16 protein-coding genes are annotated in these 21094 nt (G+C 68.0%); 9 read left to right on the top strand and 7 right to left on the bottom strand.

Features of this window, described 5'->3' with window-relative positions; all coding sequences use genetic code 11:
- Positions 1–218: 218 nt before the first annotated feature.
- From H4O13_05080 to H4O13_05070, 3 genes are all read left to right on the top strand, one after another.
- The gene (locus H4O13_05080; GenBank protein MBE5314760.1) at positions 219–1283 is read left to right on the top strand and encodes an efflux RND transporter periplasmic adaptor subunit; all 1065 of its coding nucleotides are present in this window, start codon (positions 219–221) and stop codon (positions 1281–1283) included.
- Positions 1280–4405, top strand: coding sequence for an efflux RND transporter permease subunit (locus tag H4O13_05075; GenBank protein ID MBE5314759.1), 3126 nt, complete (start codon positions 1280–1282; stop codon positions 4403–4405). The genes H4O13_05080 and H4O13_05075 overlap by 4 nt, the downstream gene beginning before the upstream one ends.
- Positions 4406–4945: 540 nt before the next feature.
- The gene (locus H4O13_05070; protein MBE5314758.1) at positions 4946–5833 is read left to right on the top strand and encodes a hypothetical protein; all 888 of its coding nucleotides are present in this window, start codon (positions 4946–4948) and stop codon (positions 5831–5833) included.
- A 263-nt stretch (positions 5834–6096) separates the two neighbouring features.
- Here the strand turns inward: H4O13_05070 and H4O13_05065 are convergent, their stop codons facing one another.
- Positions 6097–6978, bottom strand: a complete 882-nt coding sequence (locus H4O13_05065) for a LysR family transcriptional regulator (GenBank protein ID MBE5314757.1) — start codon at positions 6976–6978, stop codon at positions 6097–6099.
- A 193-nt stretch (positions 6979–7171) separates the two neighbouring features.
- Here H4O13_05065 and H4O13_05060 point away from each other — a divergent pair, with 193 nt between their 5' ends.
- Both H4O13_05060 and H4O13_05055 read left to right on the top strand, forming a co-directional pair.
- Positions 7172–8071 carry a DMT family transporter gene (locus H4O13_05060; protein ID MBE5314756.1) on the top strand — a complete coding sequence of 300 codons (900 nt, stop codon included), beginning with the start codon at positions 7172–7174 and terminating at the stop codon, positions 8069–8071.
- Positions 7969–8868, top strand: a complete 900-nt coding sequence (locus H4O13_05055) for an efflux RND transporter permease subunit (protein MBE5314755.1) — start codon at positions 7969–7971, stop codon at positions 8866–8868. The genes H4O13_05060 and H4O13_05055 overlap by 103 nt, the downstream gene beginning before the upstream one ends.
- 471 nt (positions 8869–9339) lie before the next feature.
- Here H4O13_05055 and H4O13_05050 read toward each other — a convergent pair whose 3' ends face one another.
- Entirely contained in the window at positions 9340–9759 is a 420-nt protein-coding gene (locus H4O13_05050) for an Lrp/AsnC family transcriptional regulator (GenBank protein MBE5314754.1), read from the bottom strand.
- Positions 9760–9888: 129 nt separating this feature from the next.
- Here H4O13_05050 and H4O13_05045 point away from each other — a divergent pair, with 129 nt between their 5' ends.
- Positions 9889–10941 (top strand): ornithine cyclodeaminase, encoded by a 1053-nt coding sequence (locus tag H4O13_05045; GenBank protein MBE5314753.1) that lies wholly within the window; start codon positions 9889–9891, stop codon positions 10939–10941.
- A 202-nt stretch (positions 10942–11143) separates the two neighbouring features.
- Here H4O13_05045 and H4O13_05040 read toward each other — a convergent pair whose 3' ends face one another.
- The 3 genes from H4O13_05040 to H4O13_05030 form a co-directional block, all read right to left on the bottom strand.
- Positions 11144–11377 carry a hypothetical protein gene (locus H4O13_05040; GenBank protein MBE5314752.1) on the bottom strand — a complete coding sequence of 78 codons (234 nt, stop codon included), beginning with the start codon at positions 11375–11377 and terminating at the stop codon, positions 11144–11146.
- 30 nt (positions 11378–11407) lie between these two features.
- Positions 11408–12874 carry a serine--tRNA ligase gene (gene serS, locus H4O13_05035; GenBank protein MBE5314751.1) on the bottom strand — a complete coding sequence of 489 codons (1467 nt, stop codon included), beginning with the start codon at positions 12872–12874 and terminating at the stop codon, positions 11408–11410.
- 81 nt (positions 12875–12955) lie between these two features.
- Positions 12956–13348, bottom strand: a complete 393-nt coding sequence (locus H4O13_05030; GenBank protein MBE5314750.1) for a nuclear transport factor 2 family protein — start codon at positions 13346–13348, stop codon at positions 12956–12958.
- Between the two features lie 268 nt (positions 13349–13616).
- Between H4O13_05030 and H4O13_05025 the strand changes: the two genes are divergently transcribed.
- A complete protein-coding gene (locus H4O13_05025) occupies positions 13617–15293 on the top strand; it encodes a long-chain-fatty-acid--CoA ligase (protein ID MBE5314749.1) in 1677 nt (558 codons plus the stop codon).
- Positions 15294–15399: 106 nt separating this feature from the next.
- Entirely contained in the window at positions 15400–16650 is a 1251-nt protein-coding gene (locus tag H4O13_05020) for a beta-lactamase family protein (protein MBE5314748.1), read from the top strand.
- Between the two features lie 93 nt (positions 16651–16743).
- Here H4O13_05020 and H4O13_05015 read toward each other — a convergent pair whose 3' ends face one another.
- Entirely contained in the window at positions 16744–19242 is a 2499-nt protein-coding gene (locus H4O13_05015) for a TonB-dependent receptor (protein ID MBE5314747.1), read from the bottom strand.
- A gap of 243 nt (positions 19243–19485) precedes the next feature.
- Between H4O13_05015 and H4O13_05010 the strand changes: the two genes are divergently transcribed.
- Positions 19486–20163, top strand: coding sequence for a superoxide dismutase (locus H4O13_05010; protein MBE5314746.1), 678 nt, complete (start codon positions 19486–19488; stop codon positions 20161–20163).
- A gap of 111 nt (positions 20164–20274) precedes the next feature.
- Here H4O13_05010 and H4O13_05005 read toward each other — a convergent pair whose 3' ends face one another.
- Positions 20275–21027, bottom strand: a complete 753-nt coding sequence (locus H4O13_05005; GenBank protein ID MBE5314745.1) for an SDR family NAD(P)-dependent oxidoreductase — start codon at positions 21025–21027, stop codon at positions 20275–20277.
- Positions 21028–21094 lie beyond the last annotated feature (67 nt).

The following is a 21094-nucleotide window of genomic DNA, read 5'->3' as shown; positions in this document are numbered from 1 at the left end:
TTGCGGTCGGACGCTCGGGCCGGCGCCGTCCGCCCATCTCCGCGCAGGGGCCCGGCGTCCTCGCCGCTGCGCTGCCCGAAACGCCACTGCCGCGGCTCGACTGCGCTTCGAGCAGCAGACAGAGCTCACCTGTCGCAGGTCGCTTGCCCATGCTGAAATGAGGGCTTCGCGCGCCAGCCTTACTCCGCCCGCGCGCAACTTCGACAGGATGTCTCTGCATGCGCACACATGTCGCTATTCGTTTGGCCTTCGCAGCGGCTGCGTCTGCCCATGGGCTTGCCGCGCTGCTGCTGGCCGCGTCGCTGGCAGCCGGCGCTGTGCACGCGCAGAACGACGCCGCAAGCCTCATCGAGCTGCAGCCGATCGAGTCGCTCGCCCTGCCCGATCGGCAGACCGCCAGCGCAGCGGTGCTGGCGCCGAACGATGCGCTGATCGCCGCCGAAGTCGCGGCCGCGGTATCCGCGGTGCACACCGACGCCGGCCGCAGCGTCGAGCGCGGCGCCCTGCTGGTGAGCCTCGACGAACGCGACGCCCGGCTGGCGCTGCAGCAGGCCGAGGCACAGCTTCGCGCCGCGCAGGCGCGTCTGACGCTGGCGACGCAGCGGGCCGAGCGCGGCCGCCGCTTGCGCGCCGAACGCCACCTCAGCGAAGACGAACTGCTGGCGCTGGAAACCGGCCTCGACGCCGCCCAGGCCGAGCTCGAACTGGCGCGCGCAGCGCGCGACATCGCGGCACGGCAGCTGGAGAAGTGCGCGGTCCGCGCCCCCTTTGCCGGTGTGGTTCTGGAGCGCCAGGCCCAGGTCGGCGCGCTCGCGGCACCGGGCACGCCGCTGCTGCGACTGGTATCCACCGCGGCCCCCGAAGTGGAAGCCCGGCTCGCGCCAGAAGCCGCCGCCCGGCTCGAAGGCGGGCGCGAAATCGTCTTCGTGACGGCCGGCCAGCGCTACCCGCTGCGGCTCGAAGCGCTGTCGCCGCTGCTGGAACGCAGCGCGCGCACGCGGCTCGCGCGCTTCGCTTTCACCGCCGACACCGCGCCTGCGGGCAGCACCGGCCAGATCGAGTGGACCAGCGCGGCCCTGCTGCTGCCTGCCGAACTGATGGTCAAGCGGGGCGGCCAGCTGGGCGCCTTTATCGATGCGGCCGGCGCTGCGCGCTTCGTCCCCGCCGAGGGCGCCGAAGAAGGCCGACCCTTCCGACTTGAGGTGCCTGCCGGCACGCGCGTGGTCCGTCGCGGCCAGCAGGGCCTGAACGAGGGCGACGCGCTGCCGGTGCTCGAACCATGAGCCTGCTCGAACGCCTCATCACCCACCATCCGCTGGCCAATATCGCCTTCGCCGTGGTGCTGGTGATGGGCGCGATCGCTTACGCGACCATGCCGCGCGAGCAGGATCCGGAAATCAACTTCAACTGGCTGAACATCACGACTGCCCTGCCCGGCGCCTCCGCCGAGGACGTCGAAGCCAAGATCACCAATCCGCTGGAAGATGCCCTGCGCAATGTGCAGGACGTGCGCTGGGTGATCAGCTCTTCGCGCGAGGGGGTCAGCAACATCCTGGTGCGCTTTCGCGAGATCGACGAGCGCACCTTCGACAAGCGCGTCAACGATGTGCGCCGCGAGATCCAGAACAAGGCCAATGCCGAGCTGCCGGTCGAGGCGCTGGACCCGGACATCCTCGAAATCACCTCGGCGAACGGATTCCCCACCGCCATGGTGGTGCTGCGCGGCCAGGCCGATGACGAGCACCTGCGCTTCGCTGCGCGCAGCGTGCGCGAGGACATTGAGCGCATAAGCGGCGTCGACCGCGTGCTGGCGCTGGGCTTTCGCGATCCCGAGCTGCGGGTCGAGTTCGACCCGCAGGCGCTCGCCGCGCGCGGAGTGAATGCGGTGCAGCTGGCGGACGCGCTGCGCGGCTGGTTCCGCGACGTCTTCGCGGGCAAGCAGGATGCCAGCGATGCCGAATGGCTGGTGCGCGTGGCCGGCGCCGTGCCCGACGTGGAGCGCCTCGCGGGCTTCGAGCTGCCGCTCGCCGACGGCAGCCCGGTGCGGCTCGACACCTTGGCCGAGGTGCGCCGGGTCAGCCAGCGCCCGCGCCAGCTGGTCGGCACCGAAGGCCAGCCAGCCGTGCTGATGTCGATAACCAAGATCGGCGGCAGCAACACCCTGGAACTGGTTGACCGGCTGCGCGAGTACGTCGAACGCAAGAATGCCGTGCTGGCCGGCACGGGGCTGTCGCTGGTGCTGAGTGACGACCAGTCCCTGCCGACCCGCGACGCGCTGGCGATCATGCAGGACAACGCCCTGGTCGGCCTGATCCTGGTGCTGGGGGTGTGCTGGCTGTTTCTGGGTTCGCGCATCTCGGCGATGGTGGCGCTCGGCGTGGTGTTCTCGATCGCCGGCACCTTCATCCTGCTGGACATCACCGGCAACTCGCTCAACGTCTCGGTACTGCTCGGCATCGTCATCGTGCTGGGCATGCTGGTCGACGATGCTGTGGTCGTGGTCGAAGCGATGTACTACCGCATGCAGCGCGGAACCGACGCACTTCAGGCCGGGCTCGAAAGCCTGCGCGAGGTCGGGCTGCCGGTGCTGGCCGCCGTGGCCACCACCGTGGCGGCCTTCCTGCCGCTGATGCTGCTGCCGGGCATCCTGGGCCAATTCATGTTCGTCATTCCCTTCGTGGTCACGGTGGGACTGACGGTGAGCCTGATCGAGGCCGTGTGGATGCTGCCCGCACACGTCGTCGCATTGGGCCCGAAGGCGCTCAGCGCGTCACGCAGCCAGGCCTGGCGCGAGCGCTGGACGCATGCGCTGCGGGTCAAGTACACGCGCGCGCTGATCCACGTCATGCGCAAGCCTGTGCCCTACCTGAGCGGTGCCTTCGCCCTGTTCGTCGCTGCACTGCTGGCGATCTTGATCGGGTGGAAATTCAACAGCGGCCCCGTGCGCTTCAACTTCTTCGCCTTCGATCCGATCCGGCTGTTCTACGTCAACGTCGACCTGCCGCCGACCACGCCGATCGAGGAGAGCATCCAGCACACGCTGACGGTGGAGCAGATCGTGCGACGGCACCTGCGCGAGGGCGAGGCCCGCTCGGTGGTGTCGATGGCAGGCATCAAGTTCACCCCGGACGAAGCGGTGTTTGGCGATCGCTACGGCCAGATCGCGGTGTCGCTCAATCCCGCGACCGAGGACGCGCGCCTGATCGACGAGATCATCGAAGCCATGCGCGAGGACGTCGAGTCGGCCCCCGTGCCTGCGGCGCTGTCCTTCCTCAAGCTGAGCGGCGGCCCGCCCACCGGCAAAGCCATCAGCGTCAAGGTGCGCGCCGACGATCCCGCAGAGCTGGCGGCCGCCGCCGAGCGGGTGAAGCAGATCGTCAAGGGCATCGAAGGCACCCGCGACATCAGCGACGATGCCAGCCCCGGGCGCAGCGAGCTGACCCTCGAAGTCGACGTGGCCGCCGCCCGTGAGGCCGGGCTGGACCCGGCCGCGGTGGCGCGCCTGGTACGCCTGCATGTCGACGGCGAAGTGGTGGCCGACCTGCGCGACCGCGGCGAGAAGGTCGAACTGCGCGTGCAGGCGCGGCCGCAGCGGCTGGATCGGGTCGAAGCCCTGCTGGCCCAGCCGGTGGCCTTGCCCGGCGGCGGCAGCACCGTGCTGGGCGCCCTGGTGAAGGCTGAGACGCGCACCAGTGCCGACCTGATCAAGCACTGGAACTTCCGCCGCGCGATCACCGTCGAGGCCGATCTCGATCTCGACGTGAACAATGCAGTGGCGGCGGCGCAGACCCTGCGCGAGCACTGGGAGACCGTGCGCGCGGCCTACCCGAACACCGACCTCGACTTCTCCGGCCAGCTCGACGACATCAACGAATCGCTGGCGGCGATGGGGCCGCTGGGCCTGCTCGGCATCGGTCTCATCTATCTCATCCTGGCCGCGCAGTTCCGCAGCTACTGGCAGCCCTTGCTGATCCTCGTCACTGTGCCCTTGGCACTCGTCGGCGTGACCCTGGGCGTGGTCGTCTCGGGCAACCCGGTCTCGCTGTACACCCTGTACGGCGCGATCGCCCTGATCGGCATTTCGGTGAACGGTGCGATCGTGCTGATCGATGCGGCCAACAGCCGCCGCGCTGCCGGCATGCGCACCCTGCACGCGGCGATCTACGCCGCCCGCCGCCGCGTAATCGCGATCGCCATGACCACCGGCACCACCATCGCCGGCCTGTTCTCGCTGGCGATGGGCTTTGCCGGCGAGAGCCTGCTGTGGGGCCCCGTGGCCTCAGCGATCGTCTGGGGTCTGGCCTTCTCCAGCGTGCTCACCCTGTTCGTGGTGCCGGTGCTGTACCGGCAGTTCATGAAGGGCTTGCCGCCGAGTCGGCTGCACCGCAGAGGCGTGCCGGCCTGACGGGCAAGAGCAACCCACCAGGCACTTGAATCACGCAGGCAAGAAGGGGCGCGCCCGCTGGCGCCGGGCCCTCAGCCGGGGCCTTGCGCGAATCGCGATCGGCGTGTGCTGGGCGACGTTCGATCGACCTGCGGCTGACGCGCTGCGATGCGATGCACGGCCTGCGCTGGGCCAGGGCCCACCCTGTGGACCGCCGACTCGTATGGCGAGGCTCATGCTGCAGTGAGCCAGGGCCCACCCTGTAGATGCGCGTTCGATCGCCGGGCAGCGACTGCTGCCATGCATAGGGTGGGCACTGGCCCGCCGCACGCATCAACGCCCCCACGGTTCGGCTTGTTCAACCGCCCGACATCGCCGAATCGACCCAGCTCGCACGGGCTGCCTGGGCCCTCGATACGGCCCAGACGCTCGAACTCGACTTGACCTGGCACCGCCCGTGCTCAGCGGCTGGTAGCTGACCCTGTCGTTTCGCCCTCGCAATCGCGTGTCCGTCGATGAGCCCGGCGACACCCGTCGCGGCCATCCCCAAGGAACGACGCCATGAACACCCTCCGCACTCTCGCCGGCAGCTGCGCGCTGCTGCTCGCCGGCACCCTCGCCCATACCGCCCAGGCCGCGTCCAGCCACGATTACTACATCCACTTCGGCGGCAATGATTTCATCCAGCCCGGCCAGGTCACGATCAACAGCCAGTGGCACGACGCCATCGCGCCCAAGGCAGGGGCCTGCGGCATCCGCCTGCAGGGCTCGGAAAACACCCAGTGGGTCACCCAGTTCGGCCAGCACTTCGGTACCGCCAACATCAGCACGCAGGACCCGATCGTGATCCGCCTGCGCGACCTGCCGGGCTGCAGCGGCAGCGGTATCGACATCAGCGTCGACGGCGTGCCGGTGGCCTGGCCCAACTCCGACTTCGAGTCCTTCTTCGTCTATCAGGCGGACGATTTCCGCTGGATCGACAACAACGGCAACCTGATTCCGCGGCCCTTCTGCGGCGCCAACTGCCGTGGGCCGAGCGACTTCAAGGCGGCACAGCAGAACTCGCACTGGAACTCGGCGATCTTCGCGCTGGAGAGCGCCAGCCTCGCCGGCCAGCGCAATGGCGGCCCAGTGCTGGCTCTGCGCAGCATCCAGGCCCTGCTGCGCCTGCTACAGCCTTCGCTGAAGCTGGTCGAACTCGAGCAAACCCTGCTCGAAGCGGTCGACCTGCGTCGCCGCGAAATGGCCGGCAGCGAGGACCGCGACCTGCGCGATCGCGAGGACGTGGCGCTCAGCGCGCTGGCCGAAGCAGCCCAATACGCCCAGCGTTGCGAGCTGAGCTGGGTGCGCGGCAGCGCCGAGGCCAGCACGGTCTGCGAACGCGCGGCACGACTTGGCGAGCAGGCTCGCTCAGCGGTCGACGTGGCGGTGGATCTCCTGCCCGAGTAAGGCAACACGGATCAAGTCCCTCCCGGCCTTGATCCGTGGTCGCGAGTCCGGCGCAGGTCCGGACTCGCTCGGCCGCGACGCGGCGACACCTTCGCTTCGCTCGGTCACGCTGGATCGTGCACTGGCGTGCTCGATCCGCGAGCGCGCCCTCCACGGCGCGCGACAACGCTGAATTTTTCTGCGTTGTCCTGGGGCAGCCCCTGCGGGCGTAGCGGATCTGCGCTCGCAGCTTCAGCGGACTGGACAACGCACAGGCAATGCCCTCAACCCTGCCCCGCCTGCGCCAGCAGCCAGTCCACCACGCTGCGCGCGGCCGGCTTCAGGCGTCGGTGCTCGGGCCAGACCACGTGGTAGCTGTAGCGCCCCGGCAATTCGGGGCCTGGCAGCTGTTCCAGGGTGCCCGCGTCCAGCCAGGGCTGCACGATCGAGGAGCGCGCCAGCGCGGCACCGAGGCCCTGCTCGGCGGCGGCCAGCATGTCGGTGCTGTCGCTGAACACATAGCGCTCGTCGGGCACGCCAACCCGCAGCCCGGCCATGCGGCACCAGTCGCGCCAGCCCTGCACCGCGAGGTCGGCGATCAGCGGCAGCTGCAGCACCTCTTCGGCGCTGCCGATGCCGCGCGCGAGCCGCGGTGCGGCGACTGCGAACAGGCGATCCTCCAGCAGAGGCGCGGCGGTCAAGCCCGGCCATCGTCCCGGCCCGTAACGAATACCCAGATCCGGCCCGCTGTCGTCGAAGCGGGTCAGCGCGCTGCCGGTATCGACATTCAGGCGGATCTGCGGATGCGCGCGCGCAAAGTCCGGCAGGCGCGGGATCAGCCAGCTCGACGCGAAGGAATGCAGGGTGGTGATGCGCACCGGCGGCTCGCGCTCGCGGCTGCCGCGCAGGCCGCGCATCACCGCGTCGATGTCGGCTATGGCGCCGGACGCCGCATCCGCCAGCAAACGACCTTCCGCAGTGAGCTGCACGCCTCGGGCGTGGCGACGGAACAGCGGCAGGCCGAGCCGTGCCTCCAGCCGGCGCACGTGGTGGCTGACCGCGCTCGCAGTGAGATGCAGCTCCTCGCCGGCGTGGGCGAAGTTCTGATGGCGCGCGGCGGCCTCGAAGGCGGCCAGGGCGGAGAGCCAATCGCTGTGCAGGGCCATGTTCGACTCAAATGATACTTGTGGCTCGCGCAAGCATAAGTCGCTTGTGAAGGCGACGCCTGCGCGGACAATTCGCTGCGCTGCAGGACTTTGGTCTGCGCGGTCCGGAAACGGCCAGCGCCGGTTTCAGCGGATGACCAGACTTGTGCCTCGCAGCAGATTCGCGGCTCTCCCTCCCCCACGAGTTCGCCCCATGTCCGCACCCGCTTCCACGCTTCCCCTTCCGCAGCCCGGCCTCGCTGCGCGCTGGCTCACGCCGATCGAACTCGCCGTGCTCGGCGCGATCTGGGGGGCCTCCTTCCTGTTCATGCGCATCGCTGCCCCGCATTTCGGCGCCCTGCCCCTGGTCGAGCTGCGGCTGGCCTTCGGCGCGCTGATCCTGCTGCCCTTCCTGTGGCTGGCCCGCGCGCGGTTCCCGTGGCGGCTGTGGCCGCTGCTGGTGCTGGTGGCGGCGATCAACTCCGCGGTGCCCTTCACCCTGTTCGCCTGGGCCGCCGAGCGCGCGCCGGCCGGCATCGGCGCGATCACCAATGCGATGACCGTGCCCTTCACCGCCCTGGTCGGCTTCCTGTTCTTCGGCGAGAAGATCGGCCAGCGGCGGGCGATGGCGCTGGCGATCGGCTTCGTCGGCGTGGTGGTGTTGGCCAGCGGACGCAGCGCCGGTGCCAGCGTGGGGCTTGCCGCGGCAGCCGGCACGCTGGCGGCCTTCCTCTACGGCATCGGCATCAATCTGGTGCGCAGGCACCTGTCGCACCTGCCTGCGGGTGCTGTGGCCGCGGCCAATCTGCTCTGCTCCTCACTGCTGGTGCTGCCCTTCGCGATTGCCTACTGGCCGGCGGTCAATCCACCGCTGCTGGCCTGGGGCTCGGCGCTGGGCTTGGGCGTGCTGTGCACCGGGATCGCCATGGTCATGTACTACCGGCTGATTGCGCGGGTGGGTGCCAGCCGCGCCTCGACGGTGACCTACCTGATCCCGCTGTTCGCCGTCAGCTGGGCCTGGTGGCTGCTCGACGAGCCGGTGACCCTGCCGATGCTGCTAGCGGGCGTGCTGATCCTCGGCAGCGTCGCGGTCAGCCAGCGCGCGGCGCGCTGAGGCCGGTCTGCGCCCATCGAACGCGGGCCTCGAGCGGCGGAGGCAGCACCGTGCTGGGCGCCCTGGTGAAGGCCGAGACGCGCACCAGTGCCGACCTGATCAAGCACTGGAACTTCCGCCGCGCGATCACCGTCGAGGCCGATCTCGATCTCGACGTGAAAAATGCGGTGGCGGCGGCGCAGACCCTGCGCGAGCGCTGGGAGACCGTGCGCGCGGACTATCCGAACGCCGACCTCGACTTCTCCGGCCAGCTCGACGACATCAACGAATCGCTGGCGGCGATGGGGCCGCTGGGCCTGCTGGGCATCGGCCTGATCTATCTGATCCTGGCCGCACAGTTCCGCAGCTACTGGCAGCCCTTGCTCATCCTCGTCACCGTGCCCTTGGCCCTGGTCGGCGTGACCCTGGGCGTGGTCGTCTCGGGCAACCCGGTCTCGCTGTACACCCTTTACGGAGGGATCGCCCTGATCGGCATTTCGGTGAACGGTGCGATCGTGCTGATCGATGCGGCCAACAGCCGCCGCGCTGCCGGCATGCGGACCCTGCACGCGGCGATCTACGCCGCCCGCCGCCGCGTCATCGCGATCGCCATGACCACCGGTACCACCATCGCCGGCCTGTTCTCGCTGGCCATGGGTTTTGCCGGCGAAAGCCTGCTGTGGGGCCCGGTGGCCTCGGCGATCGTCTGGGGTCTGGCCTTTTCCAGCGTGCTCACTCTGTTCGTGGTGCCGGTGCTGTACCGGCAGTTCATGAAGGGCCGGCCGCCGGGGCAGCGACAGATCGAGGGCAGCGCTTGAGAACTCTGCGTTGCCGCACGCCAAGCAGGGCGCAACCGCTGATCAAGTTCAGGAGGGACTTGATCGCCCTTGCCTTAGGGCAAGCCGGTGTGTCACGGGACAGCAAAGGGCAACAACTTCGGCGCAGCCGCCGCGACAGTCAGCCCTCAGCAGCGGGGCGCCCGTAGGGATGCTCCGCGCGCTAATCGGTGCGTGTGCGCATCCTGTACGAGCGAGCTTGCGTGCGACACGACTCGGCCGTTGAAGGAGCGAGCTTGCTCGCGACACGTCCCGGCTGTTGTAGGAGCGAGCTTGCTCGCGACCCATACACTTGGGCGGAGCGCAGCCGGCGGTCGCCTGCAAGCAGGCTCCTACAGAGACGGGGCAGTCCAAGGTCCGATGTCCGATGGCCTGGCCCCTGCGACCAAGCTGCTTTGCATCCCGAATCGCCAGTCCCCACCCCGAAGCCCAGCTTCAAGTCAGTCGCGGCTCTCACGCCCGCCAACTCTTCAGATGCAGGCTGGTCTCGGTCGCGCTCACGCCCGGCATCGCGCGGATACGCTCCAGCGCGGCCGACAGTTCGGTCAGATCGCGTACGCGCAGCTCGGCCAGCAGATCCCAGCGTCCGTTGGTGTCGTGCAGGGCCGCGACGCCGGGCTCGCCGAGCAGGGCATGCACCACCTTGAGCTGGTTGCCTTCCACCGCGATCGACGTCCAGGCCCGCACTTCCTCGCGGGCGGCGTCGGGGCGCAGCCGCAGTGTATAGCCGCTGATCACGCCCTCGCGCTCCAGCTTGGCCATGCGGTTGGTGACGGTACCGCGCGACACCTTCAGCGCCGCCGCGAGTTCGGCCACGGAGGCGCGGGCATTGGCGCGCAGGCGCGCGATCAGCTGCTGGTCGAGTTCGTCCATGTGTGCAGATTGCCATCTCTATCTGTCATTTCGCCAGCACAATGGCGAAACGCTGACACTTCTGCCGTTTCGCGCTGCCGCCAGGCTCCGGACAATGCGCAGGCACCGAACCCTTCGCCGGAGCCCGCCATGACCACCCTGCTCACCACCCTCGATGTCTCCCGCCTGGTTGCCCGCCTGGGTCTGCCGCAGGTGCTGGCGCAGATGGTCGAGTACCTGGAGGCCGACTTCCGCCGCTGGAACGAATTCGAAAAGTGCGCGCGTCTGGCCTCGCACTCCGACGTCGGCGTGATCGAGCTGATGCCGGTGACCGACGCCAAGGAGTACAGCTTCAAGTACGTCAACGGGCACCCCAAGAACACCCGCGAAGGCTTGCCCACGGTGATGGCCTTTGGCGTGCTGGCCGACGTCGACACCGGCCGCCCCACCCTGCTCTCCGAGCTGACGCTCACCACCGCCATGCGCACTGCGGCGACCTCGGTGATGGCGGCAAAGCACCTGGCGCGCAAGAACGCGAAGGTGATGGCGCTGATCGGCAACGGCGCGCAGAGTGAATTCCAGGCGCTGGCGTTTCACTACCTCATGGGCATCGAAGAAGTGCGTCTGTTCGATGTCGATCCGGCGGCGACCGCCAAGCTGCTGGCGCATCTGCAGTCCGTCCGCGGCCTGCGCGTGGTGGTCTGCGCGGATACGCGCGAGGCGGTTCGCGGCGCCGACATCATCACCACGGTCACCGCCGACAAGACCAACGCCATCATCCTCAGCGCCGACATGCTGGAGCCCGGCATGCACATCAACGGCGTCGGCGGCGACTGCCCCGGCAAGACCGAGCTGGCCGCCGACGTGCTGCGGCGCGCTTCAGTCTTCGTCGAGTTCGAGCCGCAAACGCGCATCGAGGGCGACCTGCAGCAGATGCCCGCGGACTTCGGTGTCACCGAACTGTGGCGCGTGCTGTGCGGCGATGCCGAAGGCCGTCGCAACGATTCCGAAATCACCGTCTTCGACTCGGTCGGCTTCGCGCTGGAGGACTACAGCGCCCTGCGCCTCTTGCGCGATCGCGCGGCCGAGTTGGGCCTGGGCGAGACCATTGGCCTGATTCCGGGGCTTGCCGATCCGAAGGATCTGTACGGGCACCTGATGGGTGAGGCCACCGCAGCATCGAGTGCGCGCCGCGCGGCGTGAAGCGGCACGCCCTGCATGAGCCGACAAGTCGCACGGAGCGATGACAGCGGCAAGCGACGCGCTGCATGACCGAGGCGAGCATCGAGTTCCGGTGGGTCAGGACCCACCCCAAGAGCTAAAGCCCGTCCCGAAATCGGGACTCGTAGGCGGCTACGTGCTCAGGAAAGAGAGAGCCATATGCGGGAAACACGATCCCCAACACTCAGACTTCGATCGCTTCAGGGCCCAGAGCAGCGGAGTCATCAAGGATACAAACGCCACCTGAAGCCTTCACTTCAAGACCGCTAGGCGTACGAACCTCGATGGCGGTATGCGGCGGCGAATAGTGCTCGGAGGGGTGGAACCGCCCCAAAGCGACGCCCATCGGCGGATCTCCAAGCTCAAGCTCGGACCAGCCAATCTCCTTGCCACCATCGAGAAACATGAATTTGCGCATAGGTATGTCCCAAGAGCGAAAGCGCCACTTTCAGGCAATCCGCTCGGCGCCACCCATGTACGCACGCAGCGCCTCGGGCACGGTGATCGAGCCGTCGGCGTTCTGATAGTTCTCCATCACCGCGATCAGGGCGCGGCCCACGGCGACGCCAGAGCCGTTGAGCGTGTGCAGGGGCTCGGGCTTGCCGGTTTCGGGGTTGCGCCAGCGGGCCTGCATGCGGCGGGCCTGGAAGTCGCCGCAGTTGCTGATCGAGCTGATTTCGCGGTACGCGTTCTGCGCCGGCAGCCAGACTTCGAGGTCGTAGGTCTTGCGCGCGGAGAATCCCATGTCGCCGGTGCACAGCAGCACCTTGCGATACGGCAGGCCGAGGGTCTCCAGCACGGTCTCGGCGTGGCGCACCATCGCCTGGTGTACGGCCTCGCTCTCGGACGGACGCGCGATGGCGACCAGCTCGACCTTCTCGAACTGGTGCTGGCGGATCATGCCGCGCACGTCGCGGCCATAGCTTCCGGCTTCCGCACGGAAGCACATGGAGTGCGCCGTGAGCTTCATCGGCAGCTCGGCGTCTTCGACGATGCTGTCGCGGACCAGGTTGGTCAGCGGCACTTCCGAGGTGGGGATCAGGTAGCGATCGACGAGGTGGTTCTGATAAGCCTGCAGTGTGTCGAGAGCGTGACCGAGAGCATCCACACCCCCTTCCTGCACCTTTTCAAACGACCTCTTCAGCGCAAGGACGCTCTCGAACGAGCCGACGATTCTTCGGCCAGACTCGGAGTCGAACCTGTGAAAGGTCGCGAATAGGTCTTCTTCGAACTTCGGCAGCTGGCCGGTGCCGACGAGGGTTGCCCCATTAACGAGCAAAGGTATGTTGTGCTCGACGTACCCGTGCTGCAGCGTGTGCAAGTCGAGCATGTACTGGGCCAGCGCGCGATGCAGGCGGGCCAGCTCGCCGCGCAGCACGGTGAAGCGCGCGCCCGACAGCTTTGCGCCGGCGTCGCCGTCCAGCCAGCCCTTGTGCGCGCCCAGCTCGACATGGTCCTTGACCGCGAAGTCGAAGGCGCGCGGCGTGCCCCAGCGGTGCTGCTCGACGTTGTCGGCCTCGCTGCCGCCCAGCGGCACGTCCTCGCCCGGCAGGTTGGGCACGCCCAGGCTGATCATGTCGATGGAGAGTCGGATCTGCTCCAGGCGCTGTTCGCCGTTAGTCAGCTCTTCCGCGAAGGAGGCGACCTCGCGCTTGAGCTCATCGACCTTGGCCTTGACCGATTCCGCCTGGGCGGCGTCGCCGGCGCCAAGACGCGCGATCTGGCCCATCAGCGCGCCGATCTCCTTTGACTTCGAGTTGCGCAGGCTCTGCAGCTCCTGCGTGCGCGTCTGGATCTGCTTGCGCTCAGCCTCCAGGGCCTGCAGGCGCTCGACGTCGAGTTCGAAGCCGCGGGTGCTCTTGAGGCGCTCGGCGGTGTCGAGCAGGTGGGCGCGCAGCAGCTGTGGGTCGAGCATGGGAGATCCCGCGGGTCAGGCCAGGTGAATGGCCCGCGATTATCGGCGCGCCGGGCAGCATGCCGCAATGCAGCGCGCGGCCTACTTCCAGTCCGCCGAGATCAGCTGCCAATCGTCGCCGTCTTCGCGCCAGGCGGTCTCGACATTCCACACCCGCGCCGACTGCGGCAGAAGCGCCCCCTGCCCGCCCGTCGCAACCGCAGTGAAGCGCACGCTGGCGCGACCATCGAACAGTTCGATCTCGGCCGGGCCGAGGCTCAGGCCCAGGGTCTGGTGGCGCAGCACCATCACGCGCAGCAGATTGCGCGCGCCCTCGCGGTCGAGGCTGCCGGTGCCGATGAAGTCGTCGCCGACAAAGGCCATGGCGTCACCGACATCGCGCGCCTCGATCGCGGCCTGCAGACCGGCCATCGCCTCGCGCAGGCGCTGCTCTGCCGGCGCGCGGCTGCAGGCGGCGAGGATCAGCAGCAGCACGAGACTCCCGGCCCATCGTGTCGCGCTGCGTCGTATGCGCTGGTAGCGAGCCGCCGAGCCGAGTACCGCAGGGGTTTCCCTCACCGTTCGCATACGCACTCCTACGCAGGTTTTTTCGTGGTTTGCAGGCTTCATGGGCCGCCTTGCCTGCCCGGAGGGCCTATGCTCCAATCCGGCAAAACATACCGCGGGGCACGGTGCAGGCATACCCTGGCCCGCGGCGCATTCGAACCGCACCCACCGAGGTGCGACAGGGAGGAAGAACTGAATGAGCGCCTCGCGCCCGTGGCTGGCCCACTACCCGAAAGGTGTCCCCGCCGAGATCGATCTCGAGCAGTACCGCAACATCGTGTCGGTACTGGAGGACAGCTGCGACCGGTACCGCAGCAAGCCCGCCTTCGAGAACATGGGCAAGACGATCAGCTATGACGAGCTGGATCGCCTGAGCTACCAGTTCGCCTGTCACCTGCTGCTGGATCTCAAGCTCAAGAAGGGCGATCGCGTCGCGCTGATGATGCCGAACCTGCTGCAGTACCCGGTGGCGATCTTCGGCGTGCTGCGCGCGGGGCTGACGGTGGTCAACACCAACCCGCTCTACACGCCGCGCGAGCTGAAGCATCAGCTCAATGATTCCGGCGCTGTCGCCATCGTCGTGGTCGAGAACTTCGCCAACGTCGTGCAGGAAGTCGTCAAGGACACCCAGGTCAAACACGTCTTCACCACCGGCGTGGGCGACATGTTGGGCTTCCCCAAGCGCTACATCGTCAACTTCGTGCTGAAGTACGTGCGCAAAGCGGTGCCTGACTATAGCCTGCCGGGGGCGGTGAACTTCGTCGACGCGGTGAACGCCGGTGCAGGCAAGAAGCTGCCCACGATCGACATCGCGCCGTCCGACATCGCCTTCCTGCAGTACACCGGCGGCACCACCGGCGTGTCCAAGGGCGCCATGCTGACCCACCGCAACCTGGTGGCGAACATGCAGCAGTCCTCGGCTTGGCTCGGCACCAACGTCAAGCTGGGTGAGGAAGAGATCATCACCGCCCTGCCGCTCTACCACATCTTTGCGCTGACGGCGAACTGTCTGGTCTTCATCAAGTTCGGCGGGCTGAACCATCTGATCACCAACCCGCGCGACATGCCGGGCTTCGTCAAGACGCTGTCGGGTATCCGCTTCACCGCGATCACCGGCGTCAACACGCTGTTCAACGGTCTGCTCAACACTCCGGGCTTCGACAAGCTCGATTTCTCCCGCCTGCATCTGACCTTGGGCGGCGGTATGGCCGTGCAGCGCGCTGTGGCCGAGCGCTGGAAGAAGGTGACCGGCGTGACCCTGGTCGAAGCCTATGGCCTGACCGAAACCTCGCCCGCCGCCTGCATCAACCCGATGGATCTCAAGGACTTCAACGGCGCCATCGGCCTGCCGGTGCCCAGCACTGAAGCCTCGGTCCAGGACGAGAGCGGCCAGATCCTGCCAATCGGCGAAGTGGGCGAGCTGTGCATCCGCGGCCCGCAGGTGATGGCCGGCTACTGGCAGCGGCCGGAAGAGACCGCCAAGGTGCTGACCGCCGACGGCTGGCTCAAGACGGGCGACATGGCCAAGATGGACGCGAACGGCTACTGCTACATCGTCGATCGCAAGAAGGACATGATCTTGGTGTCCGGCTTCAACGTGTATCCGAACGAGATCGAAGACGTGATCGCGACCCACCCGGGCGTGCTCGAAGTCGCAGCGGTCGGCGTGCCTGACGAGAAGTCCGGCGAGGCGGTGAAGGTGGTGATCGTCAAGAAGGACCCCAACCTCACCGCTGACGACATCAAGAACCACTGCCGCCACGAGCTGACCGGCTACAAGCAGCCGCGCTACATCGAGTTCCGCACCGAGCTGCCGAAAACCAATGTCGGCAAGATCCTGCGGCGAGAACTGCGGGACAGCGCAACGACCTGAGTCGACGGCGCGACGTTAGACTTCCGCCGGCAGTGAAGACACGGGCGCGTCAACCTTGACGCGCCCGCTGCGTTGAGGGAGTTCGGAACTCTCACCGGCCCTGCGCATGCACACCCGCCCCGCGACACCCGAAGCCTCTGCTGATCCCTGTGCCCTCCTCGTTTCTCCGCGGCCCCAGCGGGCTCGTGCCAGCGTCGGCAGAGCGACTCAACGCCCTCGCCTCGCGGTCGCGTCATGGGTCTTCGCCGCCCTGCTGCTCGGGCTGCTGCCGCAGGCGGATGCGCAGCAGGGGCCGGGCTGCGATTTCGGCCCCAGCCTGCAGCGCTTCGAGTCGATGCGTCAGCGTGAAGGGCTGCCGGGCGCGGCCCTGCTCCTCGGCAACCGCCAGGGCCTGCTGGTTGAGCACTACGCCGGCAGCTACAGCGCCCAGACCGTGGTCGCGATCGCCTCGGCCAGCAAGCTGCTGAGCGCGGTGCGCATCCTGCAGCTCAGCGATCGCGGCGTGCTCGACCTGGACGCACCAATCGGCCCGCTGCTGCCGGAGTTCAGCGGCGACAAGGCGGGCATGACGCTCGACCAGCTGTTCTCGCACACCTCGGGATACGGCAACGACTCGGGCGCGCCCGAGATCACCGACCGCAGCATCAGCCTGGCTCAAGCGGTGCAGCAGATCGCCTGCTGCCGCGACTTTCCGGCGGGCTACCGCGTCGGCGGGCAGTTCGCCTACGGTGGAGTGTCGATGCACATCGGCGGCCGCGCGGCCGAAGTCGCCAGCGGCCAGGACTGGCAGCAGGGCTGGCAGCAGGCCCTGGGCGCGCCACTTGGCATCACCAGCATCGATTGGCAGGCGTTTGGCGCGACCACCAACTACATGATCGCGGGTGGCGCCCGCTCCAATCTCCGGGACTACGCTGCCGTTCTGCACCTGCTGACCAACGAGGGTGTCGCCGCCTCGGGCGCCCGCCTGCTGTCGCGCGACAGCGTGTTCGAGCTGTGGCGCGATCGCGTCGCCGATCTTCCCGTGATCGATCCGCCGCCCACCGCCGAGCCCCCCATCCGCTATGGACTCGGCAGCTGGTTCCTGCCGCAGCGTCCGGCCACGCGTCCCCCGCTCATCCACAGCCTGGGCGCCTTCGGCTTCATGCCCTGGATCGACTTCGAGGCAGGGCTGTTCGGCGTGTTCATGGTGCGCGGGCTGCCCGGCATCAACACGCGACTGATCTCGGACTACGAGGCACTGTTCGTCGAGCTGCGCGCGGCGGCGGAAGCGCCGGGCTGCCGCGAGTTCGAACGCTTCGACAGCGTGTTTGCGGATGGTCTCGAGGGCGAAGGTCGACCGCTGCTTCCTGCGCGCTGATCCTCGGCGCTGGTCGACAGGGAGTGTGGACGGCGAATGCTGAGAGGCCGCCCAAGGGCGGCCTCTCAGCCTGCGAGATCCTACGGCGCGAACTCAGAAGTCGTAGCTCACCCGCGCGTACAGCAGGCGTCCGCTGCGGCCGAAGGGCGAGTAGTTCGAGTAGGGCGTGTTGCCGGTGGTGTTGAGGTTGATGGTGAAGGCATCGGGATACTCGTCGGTCAGGTTTTCCGCGCCGACTGCCACGCGCCACTGCTCGGTGACGTCGACACGGGCTTCCAGATCCAGCAGCACCTTCGGGCCGAGCAGGAAGTCGTTCGCCGCCGTGGTGCCGGGCGTCAGCACCTCGCCGTAGCGGGTGGCGCGGAAGGTGGCGCCGAAGCGGTCGTAGGTCCAGTCGACGTTGGCGGCGTACTTGTCCTTCGGGGTGCCGCGCTCGAAGGTCAGCACGTTGATGCGATCGAACAGCACCGGCGGCGGCGTCAGCGAGGACAGCTGCGAGGTGCTCGGCACGCGGGTGACCTTGGTTTCGTTGTAGTTGCCGAGCAGGGTGAAGTCGAAGCGGCCGGCAGCGTCGGTCTCCAGCGGCCAGTTCAGCACCACGTCCACGCCTTGGGTTTCGGTGTCGACGCCGTTGATGAAGAAGCGGCCGCCGCCGATGCCGATGAAGCCCTGCGAAGTCAGGTACTGGCGCACGTTGGCAGCGGTCAGGTTTTCGCTCAGCACGATGCGATCGTCGATGTCGATGCGGTAAGCGTCGACGGTGAGCGACACGCTGCCGAGGCTGAGCACCGCTCCCAGGGAGAAGTTGACCGACTCCTCGGCCTCCAGCGGCTGCGCGCCGAGCGCCCGCGCCTCCGCTGAGGCCACCGGGAAGGTGGTGATGTCGAAGGGTACGCCGTTGATGAAATTGGTCGAGGTCGCGGTGAAGTACTGCTGCTGCACGCTGGGCGCGCGGAAGCCGGTCTGCGCTGAACCGCGCAAAGCGAAGGCCTCGCTGAAGTCATAGCGCAGGGCCAGCTTGCCGGTGCTGTTGGAGCCGAAGTCGGAGTAGTTCTCGAAGCGCACGGCCGCCGAGCCCAGCAGCTTCTCGGTGAGGTTCGCTTCAAGGTCGAGATAGACGCCGACGGCCTGGCGACTCTCGTCGACCTCGTTGGACGGACGGAAGCCGGGGAAGACCTGCGCACCCGAAGCGGTAGGCGTGCCGTTCGGCAGCAGGATGCCGCCGTTGCGGTAGGAATCGGGCTCGCCCGCGAAGATCGAATAGCTCTCGCGGCGGGTTTCGGCGCCCAGGGCGATGTTGAGCGGCGAGCTGAAGGCCGCGACATCGGCAGAACGCACGCCCGACAGGTTCAGCACCAGCTGGTCGTAGTCGTAGCCGCCGGCGTTGAAGGAGGTCTTGCTGGACGGCCCGAGCGAGCGGTTCAGGGTGTTGTTGATGGTGAAGGCCATCTCGTTGCGACCCCAGCCCAGCGAGGCATCGAGATCCCATTCGCCGCGGGTCCACTCGTAGCCGAAGGCAAAGCTGTAGTCATCGACGTTGGGCGAGATGATCGGCAGGAAGCCGTTCGGGTAGATCTGGATGACATTGCGGTCGTCGAGCGCGCGGCGGAAGAAGCCCGCCGAGTCGGCTTCTCGACCCTGGTAGCTGGCCCAGGCGTAGAGCCTGCCGCCATCGGCCAGGTTGACGCCGGCGTTGCCGAACAGCGTGAGCTGCTGCAGATCGGGCTCCCCGTACCAGGCGTTGAAGCGATCGATGTTGGCTTCGCGCGGATCGAACTGGCCGTTGACCAGCGGGTACTGCTGGCGGTGGTCATAGCCGCCGCGCTCGGTGCGCTGCTGGTCCTTGTACTCGGCAGACAGGGTGACGTAGCCGTCCTCGCCCAAGCCGAAGCCCTTCCAGCCGGACACGGTGACGGTGTCGCCGTCGGTGCGGTCGCGGCTGATGGTGGAGGGCGTGGGCCAGTTGGCGTTGGCCGGGCCGGGGGTCACCGGCGTGGTGTAGCTGGTTTCGCGCACGCCGTAGGAGACGCTGGCGTTGCCGCCTTCGCTGGCATCGCGCAGCAGCACATTGATGACGCCGGAGATGGCGTCCGAGCCGTACTGCGCGGAGGCGCCATCGCGCAGCACTTCGATGCCCTGCACGGCGGCGGTGGGAATGGTGTTCAGATCGACCGCGGCGGCGCCGCGACCCACCGAGCCGTTGACGTTGACGAGTGCGGCCGAGTGGCGGCGCTTCGAGTTGACCAGCACCAGGCTCTGGTCGGGCGAGAGGCCGCGCAGGGTGGCCGGACGCACCGTGTCGGTGCCGTCGGTGAGGCCCGGACGCGGGAAGTTGAAGGACGGCAGGGTGACCGACAGCGCCTGATTGAGTTCCGGCGAGCCGGTGCGTTCAAGCTGAGCGACATCCACGACATCCAGCGGCACCGCGGTGTCGGTGGCGGAGCGTCCCGCCACGCGTGTGCCGGTGACGACGACCTGATCCAGTTCGCGGGCCTCGTCCTGCGCGCCCTCCGACTGCGCGACGGCGGGCAGTGGCGCTGCCAGCACAAGAGCGATGGTGAGGGCAAGCGTGGAGTGCTTGGGGTTGGACATGAGCGCGGATCTCCTGCGGCGTGGATGCGACGAAAGACCCCGCTGCATGGCGCGGGCCGGGGCCGTTGGCTTAACGCTTTGGCAACGCTAGTCCCCTTCGCACGCGGCCGTCAATGCGCGCGCGCGGCGCTGTGAGTGACTCGCGCGCCCTGCAGAACGCACCGGCGCATAGCCTCCGCTATCCCGCATGCACGTCGACAGAGCTACTCTGCGCCCAGGTTCTAGCCCGGAGGACTCCCTGCTGTGATCGCCATCCTGCGTTTTTGCCTCGGCGCTCTTCTGTCGTGCGCTACCAGCGCCGCCCTCGCCCAGGCTTTCGCGTTGCCGGCACTGCCCTACGCGGCGGACGCACTCGAACCGCACATGGACGCGAAGACCGTGCGCATCCACCACGGCCGACATCATCAGGCCTTTGTCAGCACTCTCAACGCCGCGGTACAGCAGGATCCGCGCCTCGAAGGCATGACCCTGGAGCAGATTCTTCGCGGCGTTTCCGAATACAGCATGGCGGTTCGCAACAACGGCGGCGGCCACTACAACCACAGCCTGTTCTGGAGCCTGCTGGCCCCGGCAGGCCAGGGCGGCGAGCCCAGCCCCGAACTGATTGAGGCCATCAATGCCAGGTTCGGCTCGCTGGAGGCCTTCAAGCGCGAGTTCGAGAACGCCTCACTGTCGGTCTTCGGCGCGGGCTGGGCCTGGCTGATCCGCACCGAGTCGGGCGAGCTGGCGATCACCACCACGCCCAACGAGGACAACCCGCTGATGGATGTGGTGAGCCCCAACGGCGAGCCCCTGCTGGCCCTCGACCTGTGGGAGCACGCCCATTACCTGCAGCATCAGAACCTGCGCGCCGACTACGTGCGCGGCTGGTGGCCGATCGTCAACTGGAACGCGGTCAACCGCCGTTTCGCGGGCGGCTGAACGCCAAGCGTCCGCACGGCACACACCCGCTCTGCAGCTGCCTCGCTGTGCGCCTGCTGGCAGCGGCACGCCTTGCTTACGCCAATCGCAGACGCTCTGGCGGCGTTCGACCTACTCGCGCACATCGGCGACTGCATCGGCACCGAAGCGGGCCGACAGCAGCAGTTCGATCACCTTGGACGCCGCCTGCTCAGGCGTGTCCAGCGCACCCTGGGAAAGAAAGCCTTCGAACACCTGCCGCGCCGCAAAGGCTTGGGGATCGGCGCCGCGCAGCTGCACCTGCATACCGGTGTCGATGATGCCCGGCGCCAGCGCACATACCCGCGCAGGCCGCGTCGCTTCGGCCTGCTCCGCGGCGAGCGTGCGGCTGAAGTGATCGAGCCCGGCCTTGATCGCGCAGTAGGTCGCTAAGCCGGCCAGCGGTCGTCGGCCGAGGCCCGATGAGATGTTGAGAATGCGTCGATCGAGCGGCCAGTGCGCACTCGCCCGCAGCACAGCGCGGCTCAGCAGCAGGGGCGCCTCCAGCCCGACGCGCAGCGCGCGCACGATGTCCGCACCTGCCTGCGACTCGAACGGACCCGGGGTTTCCAGAACCGCGGCGTTGTTGATCAGCAGCAGGCCACTCAGGCCCGCCGGACCACGCGCTTCCAGCCAGCCCTCAACGCGCGCAGCCACGGGCTGTGCATCCGCCAGATCCACCCGCCATTGCTCAAGCCTGCGCCCCGCAGCATTGGCGTCGGACTGCAGCGTCGCATCCAGGCCGCGCGACAGACACAGCAGCTCGGCACCGCGGGCCAGCAGCCCGCGGGCCAGCGCCGCACCCAGGCCCCGACTGGCGCCGGTAACGATGCAAAGCAATGACATGGAACACTCCTCATGTGTGGGCAAAGACGGCGGGATGCGCGCGACAGCGCCGGATGCGCCATCGCTC

This window comes from Lysobacterales bacterium, assembly GCA_014946745.1.
GTDB lineage: Bacteria > Pseudomonadota > Gammaproteobacteria > Xanthomonadales > Xanthomonadaceae > Aquimonas.
Note: the sequence above shows the minus strand (reverse complement) of the source record. Positions and strands in the feature narration are given on the sequence as shown.